At 57.5% G+C, this 24595-nt stretch carries 15 protein-coding genes and 1 pseudogene; 4 read left to right on the plus strand and 12 right to left on the minus strand.

Annotated features, from left to right (window positions below):
• Window positions 1-2: 2 nt before the first annotated feature.
• Window positions 3-968, minus strand: a complete 966-nt coding sequence (locus tag ACNAZS_RS09915) for a Bug family tripartite tricarboxylate transporter substrate binding protein (RefSeq protein WP_415788896.1) — start codon at window positions 966-968, stop codon at window positions 3-5.
• 132 nt (window positions 969-1100) lie between these two features.
• On the opposite strand from ACNAZS_RS09915, the gene ACNAZS_RS09920 reads away from it, so the two are divergent.
• Window positions 1101-1634, plus strand: coding sequence for a MarR family winged helix-turn-helix transcriptional regulator (locus tag ACNAZS_RS09920; protein ID WP_415788705.1), 534 nt, complete (start codon window positions 1101-1103; stop codon window positions 1632-1634).
• Between the two features lie 347 nt (window positions 1635-1981).
• On the opposite strand, the gene ACNAZS_RS09925 is transcribed toward ACNAZS_RS09920, so the two are convergent.
• Complete coding sequence (locus ACNAZS_RS09925; protein WP_415788707.1) at window positions 1982-2938, minus strand: amidohydrolase family protein; 957 nt, start codon at window positions 2936-2938, stop codon at window positions 1982-1984.
• Window positions 2939-3101: 163 nt separating this feature from the next.
• Between ACNAZS_RS09925 and ACNAZS_RS09930 the strand changes: the two genes are divergently transcribed.
• A complete protein-coding gene (locus ACNAZS_RS09930; protein WP_415788709.1) occupies window positions 3102-4928 on the plus strand; it encodes a sulfatase-like hydrolase/transferase in 1827 nt (608 codons plus the stop codon).
• 282 nt (window positions 4929-5210) lie between these two features.
• On the opposite strand, the gene ACNAZS_RS09935 is transcribed toward ACNAZS_RS09930, so the two are convergent.
• Window positions 5211-5522 (minus strand): nucleotide pyrophosphohydrolase, encoded by a 312-nt coding sequence (locus ACNAZS_RS09935; RefSeq protein WP_415788711.1) that lies wholly within the window; start codon window positions 5520-5522, stop codon window positions 5211-5213.
• Window positions 5523-5705: 183 nt separating this feature from the next.
• On the opposite strand from ACNAZS_RS09935, the gene ACNAZS_RS09940 reads away from it, so the two are divergent.
• Together ACNAZS_RS09940 and ACNAZS_RS09945 are read left to right on the plus strand one after the other, a co-directional pair.
• Complete coding sequence (locus ACNAZS_RS09940; protein WP_415788713.1) at window positions 5706-6257, plus strand: DUF2076 family protein; 552 nt, start codon at window positions 5706-5708, stop codon at window positions 6255-6257.
• A 126-nt stretch (window positions 6258-6383) separates the two neighbouring features.
• A pseudogene (locus ACNAZS_RS09945) lies at window positions 6384-6611 on the plus strand (helix-turn-helix domain-containing protein); the annotation flags it as partial.
• Between the two features lie 787 nt (window positions 6612-7398).
• On the opposite strand, the gene ACNAZS_RS09950 reads toward ACNAZS_RS09945, so the two are convergent.
• The 9 genes from ACNAZS_RS09950 to brxC form a co-directional block, all read right to left on the minus strand.
• Window positions 7399-7650, minus strand: coding sequence for a helix-turn-helix transcriptional regulator (locus ACNAZS_RS09950; protein WP_415788716.1), 252 nt, complete (start codon window positions 7648-7650; stop codon window positions 7399-7401).
• A gap of 668 nt (window positions 7651-8318) precedes the next feature.
• Window positions 8319-8693 carry a helix-turn-helix domain-containing protein gene (locus ACNAZS_RS09955; protein WP_415788718.1) on the minus strand — a complete coding sequence of 125 codons (375 nt, stop codon included), beginning with the start codon at window positions 8691-8693 and terminating at the stop codon, window positions 8319-8321.
• A 198-nt stretch (window positions 8694-8891) separates the two neighbouring features.
• Window positions 8892-10973 (minus strand): BREX system Lon protease-like protein BrxL, encoded by a 2082-nt coding sequence (gene brxL, locus ACNAZS_RS09960; protein ID WP_415788720.1) that lies wholly within the window; start codon window positions 10971-10973, stop codon window positions 8892-8894.
• Between the two features lie 7 nt (window positions 10974-10980).
• Window positions 10981-13518, minus strand: coding sequence for a PglZ domain-containing protein (locus ACNAZS_RS09965; protein WP_415788722.1), 2538 nt, complete (start codon window positions 13516-13518; stop codon window positions 10981-10983).
• Window positions 13519-13528: 10 nt separating this feature from the next.
• Window positions 13529-15139: a hypothetical protein gene (locus tag ACNAZS_RS09970; protein WP_415788724.1), complete on the minus strand. Its 1611-nt coding sequence runs from the start codon at window positions 15137-15139 to the stop codon at window positions 13529-13531.
• Between the two features lie 3 nt (window positions 15140-15142).
• A complete protein-coding gene (pglX, locus tag ACNAZS_RS09975; protein ID WP_415788726.1) occupies window positions 15143-19135 on the minus strand; it encodes a BREX-1 system adenine-specific DNA-methyltransferase PglX in 3993 nt (1330 codons plus the stop codon).
• Window positions 19136-19138: 3 nt separating this feature from the next.
• The gene (locus tag ACNAZS_RS09980) at window positions 19139-19624 is read right to left on the minus strand and encodes a hypothetical protein (protein ID WP_415788729.1); all 486 of its coding nucleotides are present in this window, start codon (window positions 19622-19624) and stop codon (window positions 19139-19141) included.
• Window positions 19617-20948: an AAA family ATPase gene (locus tag ACNAZS_RS09985; protein WP_415788731.1), complete on the minus strand. Its 1332-nt coding sequence runs from the start codon at window positions 20946-20948 to the stop codon at window positions 19617-19619. Before ACNAZS_RS09985 ends, ACNAZS_RS09980 begins: the two co-directional genes overlap by 8 nt.
• A 2-nt stretch (window positions 20949-20950) precedes the next feature.
• A complete protein-coding gene (brxC, locus tag ACNAZS_RS09990) occupies window positions 20951-24574 on the minus strand; it encodes a BREX system P-loop protein BrxC (RefSeq protein ID WP_415788733.1) in 3624 nt (1207 codons plus the stop codon).
• Window positions 24575-24595 lie beyond the last annotated feature (21 nt).

Genomic DNA, 24595 nt, shown 5'->3' on the forward strand with positions numbered 1-24595 from the left:
TGTTACTGGGTTGCCTTGAAGCCGGATTCGCGCACCACCGGCTCCCATTGCTTGCGATAGGCCGCCAGCGCCTGCGCGGTCTGTGCCGCGTCGGCCGAGATCGGCTCGAGGTTGATGGCACGCACGGCCTTCTGCATGGCCGGATCGCGCATGACCACGGCGATATCGCGCGCCAGGCGTTCGACCTTGTCCTGCGGCATGGCGGCCGGCGCGAAAAATGCGTTCCAGCCGTCCGCCGCCAGGTCGATGCCGGCCTCGCGGAAAGTCGGCACGTCCGCGAGCTCCGCCTCGCGCTCGGTGCCCGAGGTGGCCAGGATGCGCACGCGCCCGCCCTGGTGCTGCGGCAGCAGGGTATCCAGCGTATCGATTGCCTGCGGCAGGATGCCGCCGACCAGTTCGCTGACTAGTGGCGCCGAGCCACGATAGCCCACCACTTCGGCCTGTTGGCCGATCTCGCCGCCCAGCATCAGCGCGAAGAAGTGTGGCAGGCTGCCAGTGGCGGGCACGCCCACCGTGAAGCGGTCGGGGTGTTCCTTCAGCCATGCCCGCAGCGCCTTCATGTCTTTCATGGGCGAATCGGCCGACACCGCCAGCGCGAACTTGTAGCTGCTGACTAGCGACACGGGCTTGAAATCGCGCTGCGCATCGTAGCCGGGGTCGGCATAGACCAACGGGGCCACCACCATCACGGCGGGGTTGCCCAGCAGCAGCACATTCTGGTTTGTGTCGGCGTTGCGCACCAGTTGCGCCGAAATGCGGCCGCCCGCGCCGGTCTTGTTCTCGACGATGACAGAAACGCCCACTCGATCTTTCAGGCGTTCGGCCACCAGCCGGGCGATGCGGTCCGAACTGCCACCCGGCGGATAGCCCACCACGATGGTCAAGGGGCCGCTCAGCGGTGCCGCCGCCCATGCCGAGGTGGCTAGCGCGCATGCCGCCAGGGCGGCCAGTATCATCTGTTTGATCATGTCTCCTCCTGTCTTGCTGTCTTTTGATGAATTATTGTCAAGGTACAAGAGACTGTAGCAACGGACGTGTTTCTTGATCTAATCCAATATCGGCATAAACAAACATACGCAATCCAGGTAGGAAACCCTCCCATGCCTTCCGTGCCCGCGCAGCCTCCCGTCCATCTGGCGGAAATGCCCATGTATTGCCTGTACCAGGCCTGGTCGCAGGCCAGCCCGGTGTTCGTGCGGCTGTGCGAAGGCCGCTTTGGCATTACCCGGCGCGAATGGCGTTTGCTGGCGGCGGCGGTGGAATACGGCCCGCTGACATCGGCCGAACTAGCGGCCACCGCCCGGCTGGACCTGGTGCGCACTTCGCGCGCCCTGGGTTCGTTATGCGAAAAGGGCTGGGCTGACCGGGTGCGCGACACACACGACAAGCGCATCACGCACGTCATGGCCACCGAGTCCGGGCGAGCGCTGTACCACGCTATGTTGCCGGAGATCGCTCACTTGAACGACCTGCTGATGGCCGACCTGACGCCGGATGAAGGACGCCAGTTGCTGCACTTGCTGCAGGTGGTGGCGCAGCGCGGCGCGCGCATGGCCACCGAGAATGTCGTGACCGACAAGGCCAGCCGACGGCAGGGCGGCACGCGCTGGGCGTCAGCCAAATCGCAGACTTAAGCTAGGATTCGCTCGGGGTCTGACTGCCTGGCTCACAAAATTGGAAAATCCCCTGGTGTCAGGGCTGCTAGCTAGACTGATCAATTCATTCGCATAAAAGCTGCAGTCAGGCTGACCATAAATAATCCCCAGCACGCGTTGCTTGGTGCCGGGGAAGAGGGCGCCGGATAGGCTCCGAGGGGATGCAGTCGTGATTTTTGTACCCATATTGGGTTTTGTCATACCCATATTGGGTTTGATTGGCTAGTGTTCACGTTTTGCTGGGAGGGAATCCCTTTCCTTTTAGGGCAGCGTTCTTCCACCTAGCAGCGTAGGCCGACCTATCGCACTGAACTAAGCCCTCAACTCTAAGCCCTCAATTTCAACAAACTGATCGCATTCAACCGCGCGACCTTTTCACGCGTGGCCTCATCGACAGCCGCGTTATCCAGGAACTTGCCAGCCGTAGCCGAATCTTCATACGGATAATCCACCGAAAACATCACATGGTCCATTCCCAACGAGCTCAATGAAGCAATCATCGGTGCGTCGTCACAAACTCCAGAAGTCGTGATGTAAAGATTTCGCTTCAAATACGCCGAAGGCGCCATCTTCAGCGGACGCTTGCCCACAATCAATTCGGCACGGCTATCCAAACGCCACAGATAAAAGGGCAACGCCTCACCCATGTGCCCCAACACGATCTTCAGCCGAGGGAATCGGTCGAACACCCCAGAGAAAACCAAACGCAGGAAATGCGACGACGTCTCCACCGTCCATTCCCACGTAGGCTTAAGCAACTCCGGTGCACCCTCCAGCACGTAAGGCAAGCGGAATGAATCGCCGGGGTGCAGATAGAGCGGAACATCCAGATCCTGCATGCGCTCCCAAAAAGGATCGTAGCGAGCATCATCCAGGTACACGCCGTTGGTATGACCGTTCACCATCGAGCCGACAAAGCCCAGCTCTTTTACGCAGCGCTCCAATTCATCACCCGCGCCCTTCGGATCCTGCATGGCCAGGTGCGCGAACCCCGCGTAGCGGTCGGGCTGCTTGGCGATCTGTTCCGCCAGCATGTCGTTGCCCTTGCGTGCAACCTTCACCGCGACCGCGGTATCGGTCTCACCTTGCACACCCGGACCCGAGATCGACAGGACTGACAATCCAACCCCCGCCGCATCCATCGCCGCCAAACGCTGTTCTCCGAAATCGGACAGCGCCCCTATGATCCGCGTTCGTCCCTGCGCCGAGACGTTCGGCATGGCCATGTCCAGATACGACAGGAACTCGGGGAATATGAAGTGTTCTTCCAGGGCGACTTTCATGGATATTCCTGTTTTTCGTTGGACGGCCTAGGTGCCAGAAAGGCTACCACGATGAGCATGACGGCAGAGCGGCTTGTGGCGTTTAAGCGACGAACACGCGCAGGTGCATACATAGCCGCTATGCTGTTGGCCGAAGCATCGCACGCGATTCCAGGAGCCCGTCATGAAGAAGAACGAATCCATCGAGTCCAACGAGCCGGGCCAGAGCGGGTCGAACGTACCCGACAATCCCAAGCGGCGCACCTTGCTGGCGAGTTCCGCCGCTGCCCTGCTGGGAAGTGGCATGCTGCCCGACGCGGCCAGCGCTCAGACCGCGGTGCCCGCCACCCAACACCGTCCCAAGGCGGCGCCCGCCAAGCTTCCGGAGGGCTACAACATTCTCTTCATCCTGGTCGACCAGGAACACTTCTTCCCGCGCTGGCCCATGCCTGTTCCCGCGCGGGAATGGATCAAGGCCAACGGCATCACTTTCCTGAATCACCAGGGTGCGTCCTGTGTCTGCTCGCCCGCGCGCTCGACCATCTACACCGGACTGCATATCCAGCACACCGGCGTTTTTGACAACGCCAACGAATTGTTCCAGACCGCGCTGTCCACGAAAATCAAGACCATCGGTCACCGCATGTCCGAACTGGGCTATCACGCCGCCTACCAAGGCAAGTGGCACCTTAGCGCGAACCTGAAGCAATCGGACCATGCCATCGACGCGCCGTTTGCGGACTATCGCAAGATCATCGAGTCGTATGGATTCGACGACTTCTTCGGCGTCGGCGACATTGCCGATGGCACCCTGGGTGGCTATCAATACGACGAGACGTGTACCGCATTCAGCGTACGGTGGCTGCGCACCAAAGGCGAGGAACTGCACAAGGCCGGCAAGCCCTGGTACCTGGCGGTGAACTTCGTCAATCCCCACGACGTCATGTACATCGACTCCGACTTGCCCGGCGAGACCGTGCAGGGCAAGGACGCGGTCATGCCCATCGCGCGCCCACCGGAGGACGCGTTGTACCAGGCCACGTGGAATGTGCCGCTGCCGGCGTCCCGCAAGCAATCGTTCGACGAGCCGGGGCGCCCGCAAGGGCAACAGACCTACCAGGAGTCCATGAATGTGCTGGTCGGCAAGTGGCCCGACGAGGACCGCCGCTGGAAGGTGCTGCGCGACTATTACTACAACTGCATCCGCGACTGCGACCGTCAGGTCATGGCCATGCTCGACGCACTGAAAGAAAGCGGCATGGCGGATAAGACCATCGTCGTCTTTACCGCCGACCACGGCGAACTGGGCGGCAACCACCAGATGCGCGGCAAAGGCACCTGCACCTACTGGCAGCAGAACCACCTGCCGCTGATGATTGTTCACCCTGATTATCCGGGTGGCCTCGAATGCAAGGCCGTTACCTCGCAGATCGACCTGACGCCGACGCTGCTGGCGCTGACCGGCGCCAGCCCGGACGCCGTCAAGAACGCTGCGGACGGACTGAAGGGGCGGGATTTTTCCGGGTTGTTGAAGCATCCCCAGGACGCCCAGGCGGACGCGCTGCGGCCGGCCGCCCTGTTCAACTACAACATGCTGACGTTCCAGGATGCCAAGTGGGCGGCTGCAATGGAAGGTCTTTTAGCGTCTCCGAAAGTGTCGACGGCCGACAAGGTTAAAAAGCTGGAGTCTACGGCGTTCAATTTCGACAATCGTGGCGCGATCCGCAGCATCTTCGACGGCCGCTACCGCTTCAGCCGCTACTTCGCGCCGGCCCACTTCAACACGCCCACGACGTTCGAGGACTTGTTGGCGCACAACGACCTGGAGGTCTACGACCTGCAGAACGATCCCGAGGAGATGAACAATCTCGCCCGCGATCCGCAGGCGCACCGCACGCTGATCATGGCATTGAACGAAAAGCTGAATCAACGCCTGGCCGAGGAGGTCGGCGTCGACGACGGCAGCTTCCTGCCTATACGCGACGGTAAATGGTATCTGCCAAAGCAGTGAAGAGTTCTGCGTAGCTGAATTTGTCGGCGCGCAACGGGTCAGCCAAGCCTATCGTCTTTTGGATAATGGAGCGTAGCTCATGGAAGATAGGTGATTCTGCGTTCGCCTGGTAGTGGTTTTGATCACCCCCGCCCTCACGGTTACTAGGCCACTGTTCGTGAGCGTCGCCAATTCACGTTGCACGGCGCCCGATCCACTGGCTGCCAGACTGATCAATTCATTCGCATGCCAGAGCGTCTGTTGAAAACCCATAGCGATTCACTTCGACCAGCTGCGTCTGGTTCATAGCTCGTTGTATTTCTTTGCTGTTCCCTTTGCCTTGTGCACCGGATACTTTTCTTCATTTTTTTCGATTTTCTCGAGAATGATTTTCTCTATGTCGAAGTTGTACGTATCGCAAAGCAGTAGCGCGTAGGCCAACACGTCGGCGAGCTCTTCCTTCACCTTCTCAGGGTCGGCGGCTTCAGGGGCCTTCCATAGAAATGCCTCCAGCAGCTCGCTCGCTTCGATGCTGAGCGCAAGGGACAAATCTTTAGGATTGTGGAATTGCTGCCAGTTTCGCTCGTCGCGGAACTTTCCGTCGTAAGTGGCCATTCTGAATCGCGGCGTTGGTATGCAGATTTGCGTTCGTAGAAAACTTACAATAACCTGAATAAATTCAAGGGTTGGATCCCGCGTATAAAAAAGGCGCGGTACCCTACCTATCTGTCAGTTAAGAAGCCCGCATGGGCTCCTTGACTGCCCAGCTTTATTGCAGCAATCGCTACGGAGTTATCTATGAACCCCCAAGATCGTCAAGCCATCGACAATGTCTTTGCCCGAATTGAAGAAGTAGGGCGTCAAGGCGCGCCTCGGGATAGCGAAGCTGAGCGCCTGATTCAGGAGCGCATTCAGCAAAACCCCCAGTCCGCCTATTATTTGGCTCAGACCGTCCTGATCCAGCAAGAAGCGTTGAAGAACGCGCAGCAAAAGCTGCAGGAGCAGAGTCAGACCGATCCGTCGGCGCCTGCCGGCGCGGCGGCACTGTCAGCGACGGGCTTTGGTAGACAAGGGGCTGGGCAGCCTCCGGCTGCGGCGCCGTTGTCGTCGGGCTTTGGCCGCAGTAATGCCGGTGGCGGTGGCTTTTTGGCTGGTGCCATGCAAACCGCGGTCGGTGTTGCCGGCGGCATGATGCTGGGTAATCTGTTGGGTGGTTTGTTCGGTGGCAATGATGCGCAGGCTGCCGAGGCGCCTGCCGAAGAACCCGCCGCAGCGGCACCGGAAGAAAATCAAGACGCGGTCAACGACGATGGCGGTTTTGATGACGGTGGTGGTTTCGACGATATCTGACTGATACGTCCGAGCCGATAGGCCTTCAGCTGCAAATTTAGTCGCTCGGAGCGATTCAGACTAGGTATCGTCTACGTGAAGTTTATCGGCACTCACGCAGAGTATGACAAGGTTGACGCCGAAACCGTGGAGCACTATCCGATTGATCTTCCAGATCCCGTCGAGGCTATCAAGTTCCGAATGGAGCAGGGTGGCCTTACCTCGAAAGATTTGGAACCAATGATTGGTAAGCGCAACCGTGTTTATGAGGTGCTCAGCCGCAAGCGTAATCTGACGCTGCCAATGATTTGGCGTTTGCATAGAGAGCTTGGTATCCCGGCTGAGAGCCTGATTCGGCCGATGGCACACGCCTAGTCGATTGGTCTGCTACTAACAAAGCAAAGAGCCGCTCTGCATTAGCACGAGCGGCTCTTTTAATCTGGTGCCGGGGGCTGGAATCGAACCGGCGCGCCTTGCGGCGGGGGGGTGAGTTGGCGTTTCAGGCTGTTTTTCCAGGGAAGCTGGGCAATGTTGAGTGCATCTTAGACTAGATGATAGTAGTTATAAATCAATTGCTTATGTTATTTTAACGAAGTTCGTCAGAACTGATGGCTGTACCGTTACTGTACCGAAAAGCGAAGCGTAGGTACAGTTCGGTACAGCAACGGACCTAGTCGCGGTGGCTAGTTTGGTTGAGACATGCAAGTGTCGAAAAAGAGGAGTATGCGGTGATTGTCATGGCTAATCACCGCAATTTTTACGGAGAATGAGCGCGTGTGCCGCTGCAAACAATGATGGGCAGAAGTGCTTACGCGCCGTCAATCAACTCGGCCACGTCGCTGGCCCGAAAGTAAACGCGTCTTCCCACTTTCCGCTTTGCGGTGTTCCACTGTCGGGCGAATTCGGATTGTCCGCAGAGGGCAAGCCGTAGGCCATCAGGGCTGCGCTTTAGCAATTCAGATAATTCGACTAATGACAATAACGGTCCATACCGTTTGATCAATTGTTCTTCGGTGGTCACTGAACAACTCCAGGTTACGTCTCCCTGTTGCATGCTCGTCGGGAGTGATAGGACGGTGAGCAGCTTTTGAGACGTCGCTCTATCTGTATGCGAGGTGTGCTCACTGATGAGCTTTCGTTGTCATGAGTGTCAACGAGGTGCTTAGCAAGCAGATGTATTGTTACGCTCAATGAGCGCATGCAAACTGGCTGCCGTAATGCCACTGGATCGTTTGCCGATCTTGATCAAGACCAACTGCCCTTCGTTGACGAGTCGATAGATCGTAGATCGAGACACGCCGAGTTTGGTTTCGGCAGTATGTATGCGATAAAGCAATGCGCCGTCAGACGGGTGAGCGACTTCGCTGCTGCCAAATGACGTATTAAAAGGTGATCGTTGAGATTGTCTCTCCATGTTCTCTCCTTTAAACCTTGGAAAGCATCCTAGGACGATCTCCAGGATGCTTTCCAAAGCGGGCGCAGCCAGCGCCCTGGTAGTTGGCTCGCCAAATAACCGCGATGGGAACCAATTGCTTTGATCATTTTCGGTAGAGCCCATCGTTGTTGATCCACAAGTGTGGTTCGTCGGGATACTGAAAACTGTGGTCTTTGCCGCTGTCATCGACGGATTTCGCGCCATCCATCGAGGGTGGCCTGCCTTCGGCAGCACCGGCGTCCAGTAACGAGGATCGTCGTTGGTGCTCTCAGTTCATGCCAGTCACGACCGGCCCAAGAGCACAACGATTTTTCACCTGATTTGCTCCTACCCAGGTGCATGTCACCCCGCATATGCATGCTGGTAACTCGGGTAGCCGCGCACTCACACCGCCCGCAATGGGGCAGGGCGCGGTGTTTATCGGTGTTGTGTTGTTAAAGAGCAGCGTTGCTGTAATCATTACGTACTTATTTTTTGACGTCAATAAGTAAGTACTGAATCTGGGCCGAATAAAAGGTAAAAATTTTTGAACAGAGAAATCCTATAAACCGGCTTAACCCAATAAGAAACGCCCTGATTCGTTACGAAATTTAGGGCGTTGGGAAGGGAAATGTTGTTCTTTGCGATGAGGAGCGTAGTTCGCAGGCTTATGTTTGATCTTTGTCGTGCCTGGCTTGCTGGTTAATTTTCATCTTGATGTAGTCGCCGATGTCTTCCAGGACGGGAGCCGGTAACTGTTCAACGACATACAGGGGCGTCTCTGGCCACGGCCAAGGCACTTCGAACATGTCTCCCTCCCCTGTGACTAACCATTCGGCGCGAACTTTGAGGGCGGCTGCGATCCAAACAAGGTGGCGGGACGACTCAATGCGCCCGCTTTCTATATGGGCAATCGCGCCTTGACTCACGGGAGGGGTAAGACGGCGGGCCAAGGCGTCTTGGGACAGTCCTCGCTTCTTGCGTGCGATGATCAAGCGCTCGCCGATGCTGCCTCTTGAGCTCGGTTCCATTTCTGCTGTCATTTTTCTCGTGCGCGGTGCTGGGAGTGTAAGTCTATATTTATTTAAAAAACGTCGCTTGTCCAATTTTTGGGATGGCCGATTTTATTAAATAAATACTTAAATTTGGAGCGTTGTGACACGTCATGAGACGGTGTGGCGAATAAAATTGTCAAGCGTAGAGGCCTCGCTGTGGTACTTGATGGGAAATACGAGGATGTTCTAGATTTTGAAAATATCCACCTTTGTCTCTAGGCACTTGCGCAAGCTGAGATCATTTGCACCAACCTCGAACCACCCCCCTGGCTTTTGGTAGAAGTCGAGGCCACGCCCAATTTTGATGACCCAGCCGTTGTCCAGACGGATCTCACGATCATGGATGTTCGGATTGAGTTGCACTTCTAGCTCTACATCTAACTCTAGCAAGCTCTGCTTCAATTCATCGAGTTTCTCTGAAATCTCGGCCAGCTGGGTTGTACCGTCATAACCAGTGATAAGGTTGATTTTCTTCACCGTGCCAGCCTTCAACACCGTCTCGCAGAAGCGTACGAAATTCTGAATTTGGTGCTGCAGGCGAATGTACGGATCTTCGATCACGACGGACTTGGCTCCTTGCAGATAAGGGCCGAGGACGGACTCATAGCTGTGTCCGGTATCGCCGTAGAGAATGGTGAAGTGCTGCTCCTTGAGTTCGGCCGACAATGGTTTCGTCGCCGAAGCCCCAGCCGGGCTCGGGGCCGCTGCTGCGGGCGTCGACAATGTTTGGGAGTCTTGGGAAGAAGGAGCCGGTTCTGCAACAGGGCGTTCCTTCATTAGATTCAGACGACGGCGCGCAGGCTCTTGCGTTGCCGGTGCATCCTTTGATTCCGGGCAGAACACTACCACCTCATCACCACCAGTCTTGAAGTAGGACAGGTTGATTCGCGCGAACTCGTCATCCGGCTTGCGCTTGTTCATCTGCTCCTTGACGCGACGACGGCATTCCGTCGCATAGGCCACGTATTCCTCGAACTCCTCGTCCGTTGGCGGCCCGTTCGGATGTAGGACTTTCAAGAACGCGCAGACGGTTTTCTTGATGCCTTTCTCGTCGCGCCCTTCAATCGATTTTCCGAGCCGAATGCGTTTGCTCACTTCCTCATACCGATTCGTGTGCTTGAACTGGTAGTGAAAGGCCTCTGCCAAGTAGTCGGTGATGAAGCCGTAGTTGGTGGTCAGGAAGTGGCTGCTGTTCTTGGGCATCTCCCAACCTGGGATGTAAGCGGCGAAACGATCCATCACCGCCAAGTCAAGTTCTGGAGGCAACGGCTGAAACAGATCGTGCTCGTTGGAGTGGACCACCTGCTGCACCGACACATCGATATTGCCAACAAAGCTCAAACTGGCATCCGCAATGACTTCGGCCCCGCGCGAAAAGCGCCCGTTGGCCATGAAGTCCTTCATGATCTGAATGGTGTCGGGATCGCGCACCTTGATCCCGCCGACCTCGTCGAATGCAACCGTGTCCCAAAAGCCCACCAGCCCCACCTTGCGACGCGCATTGTTGTAGAACAGCGTGGCTTTCGTGGCTTGACCTCCCGATATCAGCGTAGCGTAAGGCGAAAATTCGCTGAAGAAATAGGACTTTCCCGTGCCGCGTGGCCCCAGCTCGATGTAGTTGTAGTTAGGCTCCACCAAAGCGGCTAGCCTGGCGATAAAGTGCATTTGCACGCGCTTGCTTAGCTTACTCGGTTCCAACCCCACAGAGCGCAACACCGCCGCAAGCCACTCATCACGCGTGAAGGCGGTTCGGCCGTCTGCGTAGCGGTCAAAGTCGAATCGCGTTAATTGGATCGGTCGTAAGTCCTCGATAGAGAACGCGTAGTCGTCTTCATCAATGTCGTTGTGCGCCAGGGTCACTTCGGCCCAGATGCCACCTTCCAGCAGGCGATCGTTGTCCCGGTAAAATTTTTCGGCAATAGCGATGCGTTGCGAGTTGAAGTTTTCCAGGGAAGCCCAATGACGCTTCTCCTTCTCGACATAGCGCACATGCACTTTGTCGATGAAGCGGTGCTTGCCCCTGGTGGCCACCTTGGACTGCGCGGCGTTGGCTTCATCTGGCCGAACATAGTTTTCTTGCAGTGAAGAGAGCACCGCTTCCATACCCGCATCCATCTCGGCCTGGTCATTGCTGGCGCAGTACTTGGCGAGCAAGAACTCCAGGACGAACGTCGGGACGTTGGTGCCTTTCTTGATCCGGTGCAGCAAGTCCTTACGCAGCACCTTGCCGTCGAAAGTGGCGTTCAGTTTCTGGTCGAGTTCGTCCATAAGGCTCTTACTCCGTGTAGTCCGTTTCAAGCGCCAGATTGCTGTAGGCCGCCAAGGTCGTCGGGTTCAACGCCACAATCTTGAACTTGCCCCTGAACTCCTCATCCATTCGCAACGCAATCTGTTTGCGCTGGTTCGGCATCAGGGTCATGGTTCTGGTCGCAGGGTTCACATCACCGCTGGGGCGTGGTTCACCCACGACATTGTCTTTGCTGTCCTGGGCCTCAAGCAAGATTTCCACGCTCATGTCCTGCGTGAACATGTCATCGGATATCAAGGTCACTTCAATCACGGGCAGCAGGGTGGTGATGCGCTTGGCACCGTTCTTGTAGCTCAGTTCCACCAGCACCTTGCGTGGCTCCGCATTAGCACTGTGGTCAAGACGGGCAACCAGAACGGGAACAACAGCCTCCGTCAAAGATGCTCCGCCATGGAAATAAAGATGACCGGATCGGTACGGTGCCATGCTGCGTGGCAAGGCCACCTGGGCGAAATTGCCGCGAATACCGACCTTGTCTGCGCTGACGACCAGGCTATGGCTGTCCACCGTGCCATTGCCCAGCATCATGCGGTCATGGGCATTCAGCCATTTCCCCTGCGGTTTCACGCACACATCGCCAGCCTCTGCTTGCGCGTTCAGGAAGAAACCGTGATCGGTCACGATCACCGCCTCTTTAAAGCCCATGCCGCGCAGCTTGTGCAGTGCCACACGGATCAGCTTGAGCGTGCCGGGGATCAGCCCCAAGGTTGTTTCGGGGTTGTTCTCCAGTTGACTGTCGATTTCCGTAGAGCGCAGCACCAGCAGATCGACGGTCTCGGCGATCTTCGGTTTGCCGCGAACAAAGTCGCCCAGCGGCATTTCCTCGAAGCGATCGCCATACCGCTTGGCCAGAACCCCCATGCGCTGCGCCACAGTTCCCACGGATTCACCGTCCAATTTTGGCACTAGCGAATCGTTCTCCAGCGCCAGGGTCAGCCCTGTGCGGGCATTGGGCAACAAGCTGACCATGCCGACCAAGGTGATGGAGGGCAACTGCGCATACGCCACCTGCAATTCAACCGGGCCATCCTCGGTTAGCAGCTTTTGAAGCGCCACGCCCAATTCGTAGCGCAAGGCATCCACCATCAAATACGCCACCTTGCGGCCGCGCTCCTTGAGGCGGTCAGCCACCAGACGATCAAAAACGTCGGCGTTGGCCAGTCGCCCTGCGGGTGGCCAGCCGGCCGTCTCGATGTGCTTGACGAAGATGCTTTGCACCTTCTCCGCCAGGCGGCGATAGCGGGCACGTGCCTGGCTGATGACCTCGTGCATCAGCCCATGCTGATCGAGGAAATCCCCTGCAGCCTGCTCAAATTCGCGTTGCAGGCGGTCTGCCTCGCGCAAGCTGTTCAGATAGAAGTCGATCAGCTCGGCCTGGGATCGCGCGTGCTGAGGCAGCTGACGTTCGAAATCGTCGCAGGCTTCCACCAGGCTCAGACCCGCGCGCACCAGCTCCCACTGCGCCTGGCTTTCTCCCTTGCCCAGCCAGACAGAACCCTTGTGGCGGGCCAACACGCGGCGCGTGGCATCGGTATCGTCCGTGACGATGCCCTTAATCGCCACGCGTAGAAAAGTCCTCTCTTCAAAGGCAAAGGTATCTCGCTCGCCCAGGTCTTCCAGCGCACCACACTGCTCAACCAGATTGAGCTCTTTCTCTATGCTTTCTGCCCGGTCGATATAGGCTGCGCGAGCCTTGGGGTCATTGCGCAATTGGGCGCACACACCCTCGACGATAGGCCTGGCCTCCGGTGGAGCATGCGGCACCCCGTGCAGGGCGTCAGGCAAGGCCACCGGCAGATCAAAGACGAATTCGCTGAATAGCACGTAACGCCACAGCTCGTCTGCCAACGCACCCCAGGTCTTGCCCCGCGTCTTCACGCTCAGTCCCAAAGTCGCCCGCAGAAAGTCGCGTGTCTCTTGTACCCAGCCTTCTTGCGCCTTCAATGCCTCGGTCTGTTTGGCGTTGGGCACCAAAAGCGCGGCCAAAATCTCGCGGCCCGATTCCACCTGCAATGTGGCCCGCAACTGCGGCCAGCTCACGCCACCGCCAATGGCATCAATGACCGCGAAGGTCGGCCCCGCTGGCGAGTTGGCAAACACCTGCCGGATTTCGGTGGCGTGGTCCGGCCTCGCGCGCAGGCACAGGCTCAGGTACTCGTCGCCATCATCTTGTGGGAATACCGCGCCGCATTCTGCGTACAGGGCGAACGGGTCTGCTTGCTTCTGCTCTTCGGTTTCCGGGCGCTTGGCTGGCACATAGATCAGCACACCTTCCAATGGTGCCCCTCCTTGCTTGGCTGGCTGCCCCACATCGCGCAGCGCCAGCAGTGCGGCCTCGCGGCTCTCGATGCTGCTCTCGGATGCATCCACCACCCGCAACTTGTCGACAGCCAAGTCGAAACACAGCTCGCGATAGCGCTTGTCCGTGTCGTACACCACGAGGCAGCCCGCCTGCTTCAGGCGCGGTCGCAGCACGCTTTCGCGAATAAATTCAACAATACTCAAAGCGTCCCCCTCAGAAATCCAGATGCTTACCGCAATGGCCTATGATGATCTTTTTCTCAGCAGCGACCCACTCAAAATGAATGCGCAGAGTTTCAGCCAGGCTATCTTTGACACCATGCTTCAGATGCTTCTCCATGACGAAATCCCGCCCTCGATAAGAAAAAGTGCGGCGGCGCCTGCCTTCCACGCTAAGAGCGTTACCCTCATTATTTGAGTAGGCGTTATGCCCAAATGCAGATTTGGCATATTGTTCCCCTTTTCCATCAGCAAGCTGTTGCCAGTAGTCAGTTGCCAGCTTCTTCAACAATTCAAAGGCCTTGTCGCCTAGCCGAAAACCGCCCCGGTCAGACTCCTTGACAGAACTCCTTGAAGACTCCAAGAAAACAATTCGATCCGCATACAAAGCAGAAATCAAAGCAACAACCTGCTGCAAACTCGGGCTACCATCAAGCACCGCCACAATATTTTCACGCAGAGGGCCAATTACCTCGGTGAGGCTGTCCGGTTCACCATCATTCGATTGAATACCGCTCAACGCGTACTTGAGGTTGGCGACATCTGCCGCAAGGCTCCTGGTTTCATCATCCTTTGCCTGGTAGTCGGATTGAAGACTGGAAAGCTCATCATCCTTGGCCTTCAGCTCACGGTCTGCCTCTGCCAGTAACGCGATGTACTCATCCAGTTGCTGGGAATGCTCATTTGTTTTAGATTGTTGGATCGTCCGTATCAGTTGCGCACGGAGCGCTGCTTGAGCAACCTTTTCTGGTGAAATGTGCTGCCATGACAAAGGAAGGTTGGTTCGATGGGTGATAGCCGCCAACACTTCGGATTCAATAGATCGACCATCTGCAAGAAATTCAGAAATATCCTCAGGGTCCAGCCGCACATTTTCATAAAAGTGCCCACGCTCCCCCTGGCGGCCTGGAAACACGATCTTGATTGCACCTCCAAATGCCATGAAGCGGCGACTCACCGCATCTTCAATAGCAAAGGTATCCTCATCCGCAGGAATGCAGACCACGTCAGCTAAACCGACCAGGATGGAACGCAACCGCTCCGGATCTACGGGGTATCCTTCGTCAGGTTTGGCGCTCAAGATCGCAATTGGATAGGTTCTTTCAGCACGTTCGACTTCATGCAAAAAGGCTGGAGCACTTTCTTGCGTTAACTGCTTGACCTTCAAGCCAGGCGTGCGGCCAAGAGGATTGCACGAGAGGATAAGTTGCTCGACCAGCTTCGGACGTGTTACCTGAATTGGAGCGGTGACACGTGCGCTCACCTCATCCGTTTTAAGTAGTAAGGAGCACTCAACCGGTCCATCTACAGCCTTCTGACACAGACCAATTTCAGTCGTCCAGCGCCGACCGGAGGTCTTGTCGTCAGGATGGCTGAGCCGCGCCGAGAACCAAAACGGATAGGCTCTGCAATTGTCAGCAAGCAATGTTGTACGGGACGTTAGCGTACTACCGTCCCTGAGCCTCAATTCACGAATGCCTACTGCAAGCCGCTGTGCATCGACAGAGCTTCTTGAACGGCGACTCACCCATCTGGCCACTAATTGAATGATTTGATCCGGGCCACGTTCGGGCTCGAACAGAAAACTGTTAACGTAGACCAGCATGCCTTACTCCTCTTTCGTCCTTCTGCTGCGCGTCTTCTTCGGCGCTGTCTCGGGCTCGATGTACAAATCCTCCAGGCCGTGCGCAATGGCGAGCGACTTGTCGGTCTTGCTCTTCTCGCGCACGCGCTCGGGCCAGTAGTTCATGGCCAGGTGTGCCCAGTCGTAGTCGCCTTTTTGTAGCTTGGCCCAGGTGTCTTTCAGCACCTTCTGCCAGGGCTTGTGACGGAACAGCGGCCACAGCGGGGCGGCGCTGATCTGCACGCCATCGTCGTGGTTGGGCTTGTAGGTCGGCGCGAGCTTGAGCAGGGCGTCACGCAGTTCGATCAACTCCCACTCGAAGGCTTGTAGGGCCTCGAACTGCTTTTCGTCGTCGCGGGTGCGGGCCCCGCCCTTGTTGCGCAACACTGTGATGTCAGCGCCGACTTGTTGGAGCTTGGGCTCGACGAAGTCGTTGATCGCCGTGTACAGCGTCTGGCTGGTGAGGCTGGGGTAATAGACCCACAGCGTATAGCCGCCGGACGGTGTACCCATTGGCCAGTAGATTGGCGCTTTGCGGCTGCTTTTTGTGTATCGCTTGAGATGGTCTGCAAAGAAACCGTTTGGACGCCGAAAATAGTCGCGAAGCGACTTGGTGGCCAGCTTTACGCACGCCTCTTCCTCGACAGCGTCGGCCCCCTCCTTCCAAATCGCACGCAGCGCAATTTGCACTCGCTCAACAACGTCAGAGCTATGGCCTTCGTCATCAGCAAGCACACCAGGCCAGGCAATGGTCAGCGGATAGCTGTCTGGCAAATCATGCTCGCGTGCAGGAAGACCTTTTCCGTTTTGAAGCGTACCAGGCGGACATACCGGCAACGGCGCGAAAGGATTTGGCAACGATTCAGGCTGGCGTTCGCCCGTTGCAAAGCGAATATCCCATCGACCGAATGCACAACCCAGAAGGTAGGAGATGTGCGCTTCCTCGGTAGCGTAAGGCGACGTATCCAGAATAAAATCCGAGTCTTCGCTAGACGATTCTTCGTCGTCCGATTCGGCGGTCACACCATGTTGATGGAGGATGGCTTCCCTTAAGTCGCGCTCTACCGCCTCTGCCTGCAGTGGCGTAAATCCGTAGGAATCTGCCACCAGGCTTTCACCTTCTTCTCCTATGAGACTATTTCGATCGAAGGCAAGCGCCGCACCACCGCACGAGTGGTCACGAATACGCGTGGGCAAAACAAACTCGTGGAATGGCTCGAAGTTTTGATAGGCTTGGCGCCGTTTCTCAACTTCGCCAGCAATCAAGGCGCTGAAGTAGCCTTTGGCATCATCGGTCAATTGAGGCCAAGGCAACATTTTGACGTTGTCGACCAAAAAATTCGGGCGCTGCCAAAACTCCGCATAGAACCGCATAAATGCCGAGGCCAGGCGCGACGCGCAAATACCCAATGCTTCGGATTCCCGTCCTGCTTCAGGGAACGCCATATAGCGGCTGACAGAAGGAATACAACCGCTCGGAATCACGTAGGGGTAGAAGCGAACTGCGCGGCGCGTCCAACTGAAGCCGGGGCGGTAGTAATGTCCTTGGCTTCGCAAATATGCCCGGGGCTTTCCTTTGCTATCTTTAAATCCACGAAGTTCGGCACCATCGTCTGCGAAATTTAGCTTCAATGTGATCGGTGAGTACCAAGGCTGTGACGCCCCCGCTTTGACATGAAATGTCCAGCGTGGAGAGCCTTCGTCACGTCTCCGGAAATATGCTTGAACAACGGGGTCGTCGAAGCTACAAAAAGCTTCTTCGTTTGTCGGGTAGTAGCAGAATTGCGTGTCCTTAGGTGCCACCTCCCACACAGCGCGAACGAAGCGCGGATCATCGCCTGTTTGTAATCCCACACGCACACTAGCTACATCCGGCTCAATGCGCTTTTCGGATTCAAATTGCTTGATCGTGTCAGCGCCTACCCAATAGACAAAGGGTGAATCTGGCAGGAGATCAAAGGTCTTCTTCTCGGCCTTGAACAAACGTGCGTTAGTCTCGCCCTTGCGATGAGCAGCTACGCAAACATCCAAAGTTTGATGGCGGTTTTCGTCGGCGATAGCACGAATGACATTGATTTTTGGGTGCGAGACGCTGCGCTCCAGTACATAAGCGGCCGCCTCCACCATCGCGTCGTCCATCACGCCTTGGCCCAGATCGGCAATTACCTCGATGCCGGAAAGGCCCAAAACGACTTTCTTTCTCCAATCGGTAAAACTGGTCAAAAAGAAGCAGGTTCGTGAGGTGATCGCACCCAGCCGACCTCCCCGCCTGAGCAAACCCAATCCGCGATCGACAAATACGCCAAGCAGGTCATTGCGTGAATTGGGGTAGGTGTCAGTCAAGTACTCCTTTACACCCAGGGGGAGCGCCCCAAAAGGAGGATTCATCACCACCACGTCGAACACTTCACGGCACAGATCGATGAGCCGCAGCCCCTGCAGGGCATCGTGCGCAAATAGGCGTCCCTGATACGTCGACTTGGCGGCCTGGGCGAACTCAGTGAGTGCCGTGTGCAGACGTGTCTCCGCCTGCTGCCAGTTCTCCTGCTCCTGCTGCGCAAAAAGTCCCGTACCTTTGCCGACATAAACCTGACGAATCAATTGCGGCAACTCGCGCTCGACTTGAAGCAGCACGCCCAACTCAGGCAGCCCCTTAAGCAGTTGCAGGGTCTTCTCAAACAGCTCGGCATCGCGTTGATCGAGGTTGGCAGCAAACTGCTGGCGCAGCTCACGCTCTGCAGGTGGCGCGATAGCAGCGATCACGTGACCGAGCCCAATCAGCGGGCGCTCTTTAGCCTTCACGCCCGCATCGTGCCAAGCGCGCTGTGCCCGCAACCATAGCGCCAGAGAGGCGATCTGCGCGGCGCGCGGGTCGATGTCCACGCCGTAGATGTTGTGCTCGATGATCAGGCGCGGCACATCGCGCAGAAATGCCGCCTCGTCCTCGTAGGTCTGGCTCAGTGGCTTCAGGGCCGCCTGCGGCTGGGTCGAGACATCGAGTGAACCAGGGCCGTGCTGCTGTTCCCAGGCCCATGCCTCACGGTAAATTTCCACGAGCAGATCGAAAGCATACAGGCCGAAGTGCATGGAGCCGCAGGCCGGGTCCAGCAGCTTCAGTGTGCGCGGGTCACGCAGCTTGGTGGCGGCTTGAGCTGTTTCGTCGGGTTTCACCAGCAGGTACTGGCAACGATCGCGCAAGCTCGTTGCCCCGCCCGTGGCGTTGAACCACAGGCGCCCCAGGGTGTTATCGACCAAGAACTCCACCACGTAGCGCGGCGTGAAGAACTGGTTGCGTACTGCCAGCTCGCGGCTGTTGCGCGGCGCCTGCGAGGCATCGCGCATGGCCTTACGTTCTTCTTTAGAGTTGAAGTACTGGTAGATCCAGCCGATGGTTTCGTCCTCACGCCAGAGCGGGGCGATGTCGGCATCGTTGATCAGGTTCAGCACTTGCAGCAGTGCAGCTTCGCGCGGGAACAGACGGCCCTGCGGTGAGTAACGGTCGGACAGGCCCGGCAGGTCTTGGGCGAGCTCATCGAACACGCTGAACAGGTACAGGCGGTAGGCATCGCCGGTTTCGCCCAGGCCCGTGCCAGCCAGGCGAGCATAGAGTTGAAAGCCCTTGGCCTGGAAGCCGTTACCGACCGACTCGACCAACAGGCCCCGCGCCTCGGCCATGCGCAGTGCCGCCAGGCGGTTGAGCACAGTGAAGGCCTGCTCGCGCACGATGCGATCCAGCCCCTGCTTGGCGTTTATGTCGCCACTGGCGGTGTAGTGAGCCAGGGTATCGCGCAGAATGCGGGCGGTTTCTCGCTGGCCGTCGTTGATGTGACGAAGGCTGGCCAGCTCGGCCACACTGCCCGCGCTTGGGTCTAGCCCAAAGTCGTTCTGAAGCTGGCGAGTGAATTCCTCTTCCAGCACCCGCCGCGCGTCGTTGACGAAGCGCTGTAGGCGGTTTCTTGTTGTTTGATCGAAGGCCATGCGTTAGCGCGCTCCTGTGTCGTAGGCAGAAAGATCAATGTCCAGAGACCAGATCAGCACGCGCGACATTGAATGGAGACCGCAAGTTCGCTCCCACTCTTTGATGATGGACAGGTCACTGAGGCTGACGCCTTCGGTTGTTTTCTGCGGAAACTTATTGCGCTGGGCCGCAGCAGGAAAATCATTCAGCCAGGTGGTAAAGACTGCACTGTCCGGGAAATAAGTAGTGCGATAAGGGGCTTCGCCGCTGAGCGCGGCTTGAACATTGGTAACCAGCGTGTTTGCAAATTGGTAGCGCAACGCACCGTTGGCCAAGCGAGATATGTGGTTGCCAGCTTCCCAAATAGAAGCCATGGGTAGCAGAAAATGATCACCGTTTAGTACACGGGCCTGGAATGCATCCAACACTTGCGCACGCTCTTGATTGCGGCCAGGCACATCCAGCACGTTTAAGTAAACCGATGTGTCCAGCAAAACAATTTCACTCATTGCTGGCTCCCGAACGCATCTTGGCCAGCCAATCCAGTGCACGCTGCTTGCGTGCATCACCCGTTGGGTGATGCTTGACGAAGCGCTCCAGGGTGCCGGAGGTCATTAGGTGGCCCAAGCTGCCTTGGGCGATGAGCTCCGGGTAGTCCGGGACATCGGCCAAGCGCACTAGGCGGCTGGCACCATCTTCCGGGTGGCGGTAGCAGAAAACTACTTCGGGCACGGCGCTGTCAGGCAGCGCATCAAGCATCGCGGGGTTGTGAGTGGAGAGCAGCACACGCAAGGATCGCTCACTGGCTATGCGCTGAATCTGCTGAAGCAAATGGTGGGCGCGGCTGGGATGCACGCCGTTGTCGATTTCCTCGATGACCACCAGGCTGCCTTCCGGGGCGGATAGCATGGTGGCGGCGATGGCCAGAACACGCAGGGTTCCATCAGAGAGCAAGGATGCGTCGCGTTCATCCGTCCTGCCGCCGAAGGTCTCGGTAAGCTGGACCATGACACCACCGCGTGGCTCTTCCAGGAACGACAGTCCAGCGATGTCCTGTTCGGGCAAGCTCTGAATAAAATTCAGGATGGCCGCACGGTTGCTGGCAAAGGGTTCGTCGCCTGCCTTTTCATCAGGCCCCCAGCAGTTGAACAGCACTGCCGATACGTTGCGACCATTGCCTTGCAGTTCTTTGTCTGACGGAAACGCATAGTCGCGCATTTGCGCCGGCACCGGATCGAGAAAAAGCACGGCGGAAAGCCACTGCTCCAAGTCTTTCGTCACAGGCGGGATGCGTTCCCGAGAGCTCTTATGCTTCGCGTCAAAAGTGGCTGGGCTGGTGAGCTGGGTGAAGATTGCCGTTTGATCGGTGCAGGTCACGCGAGGCTTATTGCGACCGTTTGCAAAATTGTTATAGGCCACACCAGCATCCGTGCCTTGTCCGATGGAGGGCTGATCCAAGGTGTAAAGTGGCACTTTTGCCCCGTCGTGAGTCAGGCTCTCAGCAGTGATGTGCAACCCATCCGTTCGACGGCTTAGGCGCATGCTGAGGTGACTCCATTCAGTCGCGTTGGTGTGTACACCGAGTCCAAAAGACTCACCGCGTTGATAGGCCAGATCCTCCAGTTTGCCGCGCACCACTTGATCGCCGCTTTGCACAGCAAAGCGGATAGCTGACAGCTTCTGCCCTTGCGCCAACCAGGACAGTAAGCGCAGGCCTTCAATGACATTGCTTTTACCTGACGCGTTAGCACCAATCAGCACTGTCAGCGCAGACAAGGGCAGTGTTGCTTGCCGGTAACTTTTGAAGTCTTCCAGAGTAATGGCGGTCAGCATGATTACTCTCCTTTAATTTCGAGTGACACCTCGATTTCGGCATAGAGGCCAAGCTGTGCCTTGATTTCATTGAGCTGTTGAATCAGCCCGTCGATGTCTGCAGCGGAAGTCATCTTCACCGGCACAGCGATCGACTTGGTGAGCTTTGCAGGACCTTTGTCGCCCGTTCTGGCCCGCTCTTCCTCCATGCGCTGACGCAGGCGTTCCTGCCCCTGGCGCTGAATCGATCGCTTCAGATCGTCGAGGGTGCTGTTGATGTCGTAGTCGCGGGCCAGCAGTTTCTTGAGTCCTGCCAGATCCTGTGTAGCGACCAGGGCGAGCCCATCCAGCCGATTCACCGCGTTGCCACGCTCCTCCTGGGTGAGTTCTTCCCACTCGGGGATACGTTGCAAATCTTCCACGCCTTCCTTCAAACGCAGCTTTTGCTGCTCGGAGAGCGTGATGACCGCGTCGCGTACGCGGCCCTTCAGATGGGTGAGCTGTGAGTTGAAGTCGGCGGTGTGCTTGTAGAAGTCTTCTTTGCCAAGACGTTCGGACAGGGTTCCCAGGTCTTCGGCAAGCTCGTGGCGCAGTTCACCTGGCACGCCGGTGTCCGGCAGGGTTTCGATGTCGCGGCGGTGGGCTTGCAAGTCGCGCAGGGTAGCGTCAAGCCCGTTGTCAAGCACCCGCTTCACTTCCTGCGCCCATTTGAGGTTGTCGTAAATGGCGGAGGTTTCTGCGCCCAGGCGCTGAGGGGCGTCCGAGGCATCGGTAAACAGAACGTCGGCAATGTCCTGGTTCAAGGTGCGGATGCGGTCACTGCCTGCCAGCCCAAGCCCGCTGAGCTTTTCGGCCAAGGAGCCGTAGTCGTGCTGGAAGCGCGGGAAGTGCTTGGCCGCCGCCTTGCTGATCTCTTGCTCCAGCGGAATCACCATCTCACCGACCAGCTCAGAGAGGCGCTCTGCAGCCCGGCCAAGAGTTTCGATGGAGGGGCGCTCGTCGCGCAGTGCAACGCCGATCTGCTTGAACGAGTTGTTGGTCTTCAGGGCATCAATCGCCTGCTGCCCAGCCGCGGTGACTTCACGCCCAGAGACTTTCAGCTTGATTTCACCGGCCATGAGCATGGCGGCCACGATGTAGCGCGTCGTATCGGGTGACCAGCCGAATGGGTCACTGCTGAAGTCGTCCAGCAAGCGCTTGCCATCGACCGTGCCGCGCTTGTCGATGTAGTCGCGGATGCTGATCATCGCCTTGTGGTCGGTCTTGAACGAGGCGCGTCCCGCCACGGTTTGCACCAAGCTGAGCGGGTCAAGTGTGCTGCTGATGGCTGCGGGATTGGCAACCTTCAGGAACTTCTCGGCGGTGTCGGTGCCGGCGCGCACCGGCGCTTCGACATAACGGTCAAAGACTTGCTCGGCCACGTCCGAGAGCAGCTTCTTGGCTGCCTCCAGCAGGTCGGCATTCAGCGCCGACACGGCAGTAGCTTGTCCGCGGAAGACGAACGAACCGGCCTGGAGCGTTTGTTTGATCTTGCTCTGCAGTTGCGTCGCCAGCTTGGCAGCGCGGTCAAGCTGGCCAGAGCAATAGTCCTTGACCTCTTGGTCCGGCTCATTACGGTGCAGCTCGGCGATGCGCTGGCAGCGGTAGATTTCATTCGTCAGGTCGTCCAGCTCAGCATTGGTGCGGGCCAGCAGGCCAATGACATTGCGACCGGCGCGACTGCGGGAGTCGTCGAGCATGCGGTTCTTGGCAACCTCGTAGTCGCTGGCGGGCACCAGCTCCACGACGGTCTGGATGGCGTTGTTGTCGCCTGTCAGGCTGGTGCTGGCACTGCCCACCTGGACCTTCAGGCCGGCCGCGACGGCCATCGTGCCATGCAGGCTGACGCGGGGCAGCGGATCGAAGGACTCGCGCAGCGCATCTTTAAAGATACGCTTCACATCGACAGTGCGCAGTGCGATGGCACCACGCTCTTGTTCGATATCGCGCAGTTTTTCGCTGAGGAAGACCAGGCTGCCATCTTTCTCTCCCAGTGGCACATGCACGTCGCCCAGCATTTCCTCAACGGTTTTCTTGACCGTGTCGAGCTGCGAAGGTGCCGTTACAGATGGGTGCATTAGACTTGCGACGTTCTGTACCGACACTGGCAAGTTGCCCAGGATTTGCAGCACAGCGACGGACTTTGCGATGTCCAAGTGGAGCGGCGAATCCGGGAAGCGAATCTGTACTTTGCCGACCGCCTGGTGGATGGACGTGAAGGCGCGACGGATGTCCTTGTCCAGTTCGTCGTATAGCGTGACAGTGGTAGCCAGCCAACCTACGGGCTGGTCGGCCATTGCCTTGGAGCCACCTTCGCCCTTCAGAACGTCCTGGATCACCTTGATCGCCGAGCGCAGGCCGATGCCGCCGGTGGACTTGGCCAGCGCACCCAGCAGGTGCAGCAGGATGTCGAAGTGCGCCGGCAGGAACGGGTACAGGTTGGTGAAGCTTTCTTTGCTGAAGTCTGCGTCGTAATACTTGGCGTCTTGCAGCTTGGTGTTGTGTCGCAGCGCCTGGCCGTGTGCATCGAACAGCTTGCCTAGCTCTGTCTCACCCGCTGGCGATTTGCCGAGCAGACGGCGATAGCAAATCTCTTTGATGTCACTGGATTCGAGGTCGATCTGGATCGGGAAGCGATCCTTGAGCTTGTAGAGCTTGTCGGAGTTCAGTGCGGCGCGCGGGTCGTCTTCCGTCAGCGTTTGCTGCGCGGTGGAAATGATCCATGCCCTGCCGTCACCCAGCCGCTTGAGGTTTTTGGCCAGGCCATCGAGGTTGAGAATCAGGTTGTCGCGCGAGGCGACGTACTGGCCGACTTCGTCAACGATGAAGATGATGTTCTGCTTGCCGCTCTTCTCCCGAACGATGTCGATCATCTCCTGCACGCGCTGGTCTTCGAACTGGAAGAAGCCCTCGGTGCTTGACGAGAAGGACTTGGCTTCGGGGAAGAGCGCTGGGTACATCTCGTGGGCGATCTTCGGAATCAGCCCGTCAATGGCCAACGGGTTGTTCTGCACGCGGGCCCAGGTTGCACCTGGCAATGCCTTTCCGATGCGTTCATGTAGCTCGGGTGTGCGCCCGTCCTTCTCGACCATGCGCTCGAAGGCGGCGACCTTGAGGTTGCGCGAATAGCCAGCCCATTGCAGCACCTTGAAGTAGAGAACGGTGGAGACATCTTCCATCGTGGCGCCGGCGAGCATTTCGCTGGCAAGGTCGAGCATGACCACAGCGGCCGGGAAGCGCTTCGCGACAGTGGTGAGCAGCGCCTTGGTTTGCGGCTTGTGCAGGCGGTCTTGCAGATAGTTCATGAAAGGCGTGCCGTCGATAGTGCGCTGATCATCGAACGCCAGGCCGAGATACTTTGTGAACGAACTCTTACCCGAGCCATAGAAGCCTGAGACCCAGACGCCTACCTCGTTTTCACCACCGGACTCCATGGCGAGCTGCATGCGATCGAGCAGTTTTCGGAACTGCTCCTCGATGCTCTCAGTGACCACGTATTCGGAAATCTCAGCCTTCAGGCGACTTTCTTGCGACGCGCCATAGGTGATGACCTTCTCGATGGTCCGGTAAATGTCCTTGCTTGGATCGAAGAGTGAGCGAATGGTCATAGTCGTGTCTCAGGGTTCTTT

Source organism: Bordetella tumulicola (genome assembly GCF_965138755.1).
Taxonomy (GTDB): Bacteria; Pseudomonadota; Gammaproteobacteria; order Burkholderiales; family Burkholderiaceae_B; genus Bordetella_A; species Bordetella_A tumulicola.

What these genes read in the sequence shown, in the direction of transcription:
- ACNAZS_RS09915 (WP_415788896.1), bottom strand. Translation starts at nt 968, where the DNA reads ATGATCAAACAGATGATACTGGCCGCCCTGGCGGCATGCGCGCTAGCC.
- ACNAZS_RS09950 (WP_415788716.1), bottom strand. Translation starts at nt 7,650, where the DNA reads ATGGAGAGACAATCTCAACGATCACCTTTTAATACGTCATTTGGCAGC.
- pglX (WP_415788726.1), bottom strand. Translation starts at nt 19,135, where the DNA reads ATGGCCTTCGATCAAACAACAAGAAACCGCCTACAGCGCTTCGTCAAC.
- ACNAZS_RS09970 (WP_415788724.1), bottom strand. Translation starts at nt 15,139, where the DNA reads ATGCTGGTCTACGTTAACAGTTTTCTGTTCGAGCCCGAACGTGGCCCG.
- ACNAZS_RS09985 (WP_415788731.1), bottom strand. Translation starts at nt 20,948, where the DNA reads ATGCTGACCGCCATTACTCTGGAAGACTTCAAAAGTTACCGGCAAGCA.
- ACNAZS_RS09940 (WP_415788713.1), top strand. Translation starts at nt 5,706, where the DNA reads ATGAACCCCCAAGATCGTCAAGCCATCGACAATGTCTTTGCCCGAATT.
- ACNAZS_RS09920 (WP_415788705.1), top strand. Translation starts at nt 1,101, where the DNA reads ATGCCTTCCGTGCCCGCGCAGCCTCCCGTCCATCTGGCGGAAATGCCC.
- ACNAZS_RS09925 (WP_415788707.1), bottom strand. Translation starts at nt 2,938, where the DNA reads ATGAAAGTCGCCCTGGAAGAACACTTCATATTCCCCGAGTTCCTGTCG.
- ACNAZS_RS09930 (WP_415788709.1), top strand. Translation starts at nt 3,102, where the DNA reads ATGAAGAAGAACGAATCCATCGAGTCCAACGAGCCGGGCCAGAGCGGG.
- brxL (WP_415788720.1), bottom strand. Translation starts at nt 10,973, where the DNA reads ATGGACGAACTCGACCAGAAACTGAACGCCACTTTCGACGGCAAGGTG.
- ACNAZS_RS09935 (WP_415788711.1), bottom strand. Translation starts at nt 5,522, where the DNA reads ATGGCCACTTACGACGGAAAGTTCCGCGACGAGCGAAACTGGCAGCAA.
- ACNAZS_RS09955 (WP_415788718.1), bottom strand. Translation starts at nt 8,693, where the DNA reads ATGACAGCAGAAATGGAACCGAGCTCAAGAGGCAGCATCGGCGAGCGC.
- ACNAZS_RS09980 (WP_415788729.1), bottom strand. Translation starts at nt 19,624, where the DNA reads ATGAGTGAAATTGTTTTGCTGGACACATCGGTTTACTTAAACGTGCTG.
- brxC (WP_415788733.1), bottom strand. Translation starts at nt 24,574, where the DNA reads ATGACCATTCGCTCACTCTTCGATCCAAGCAAGGACATTTACCGGACC.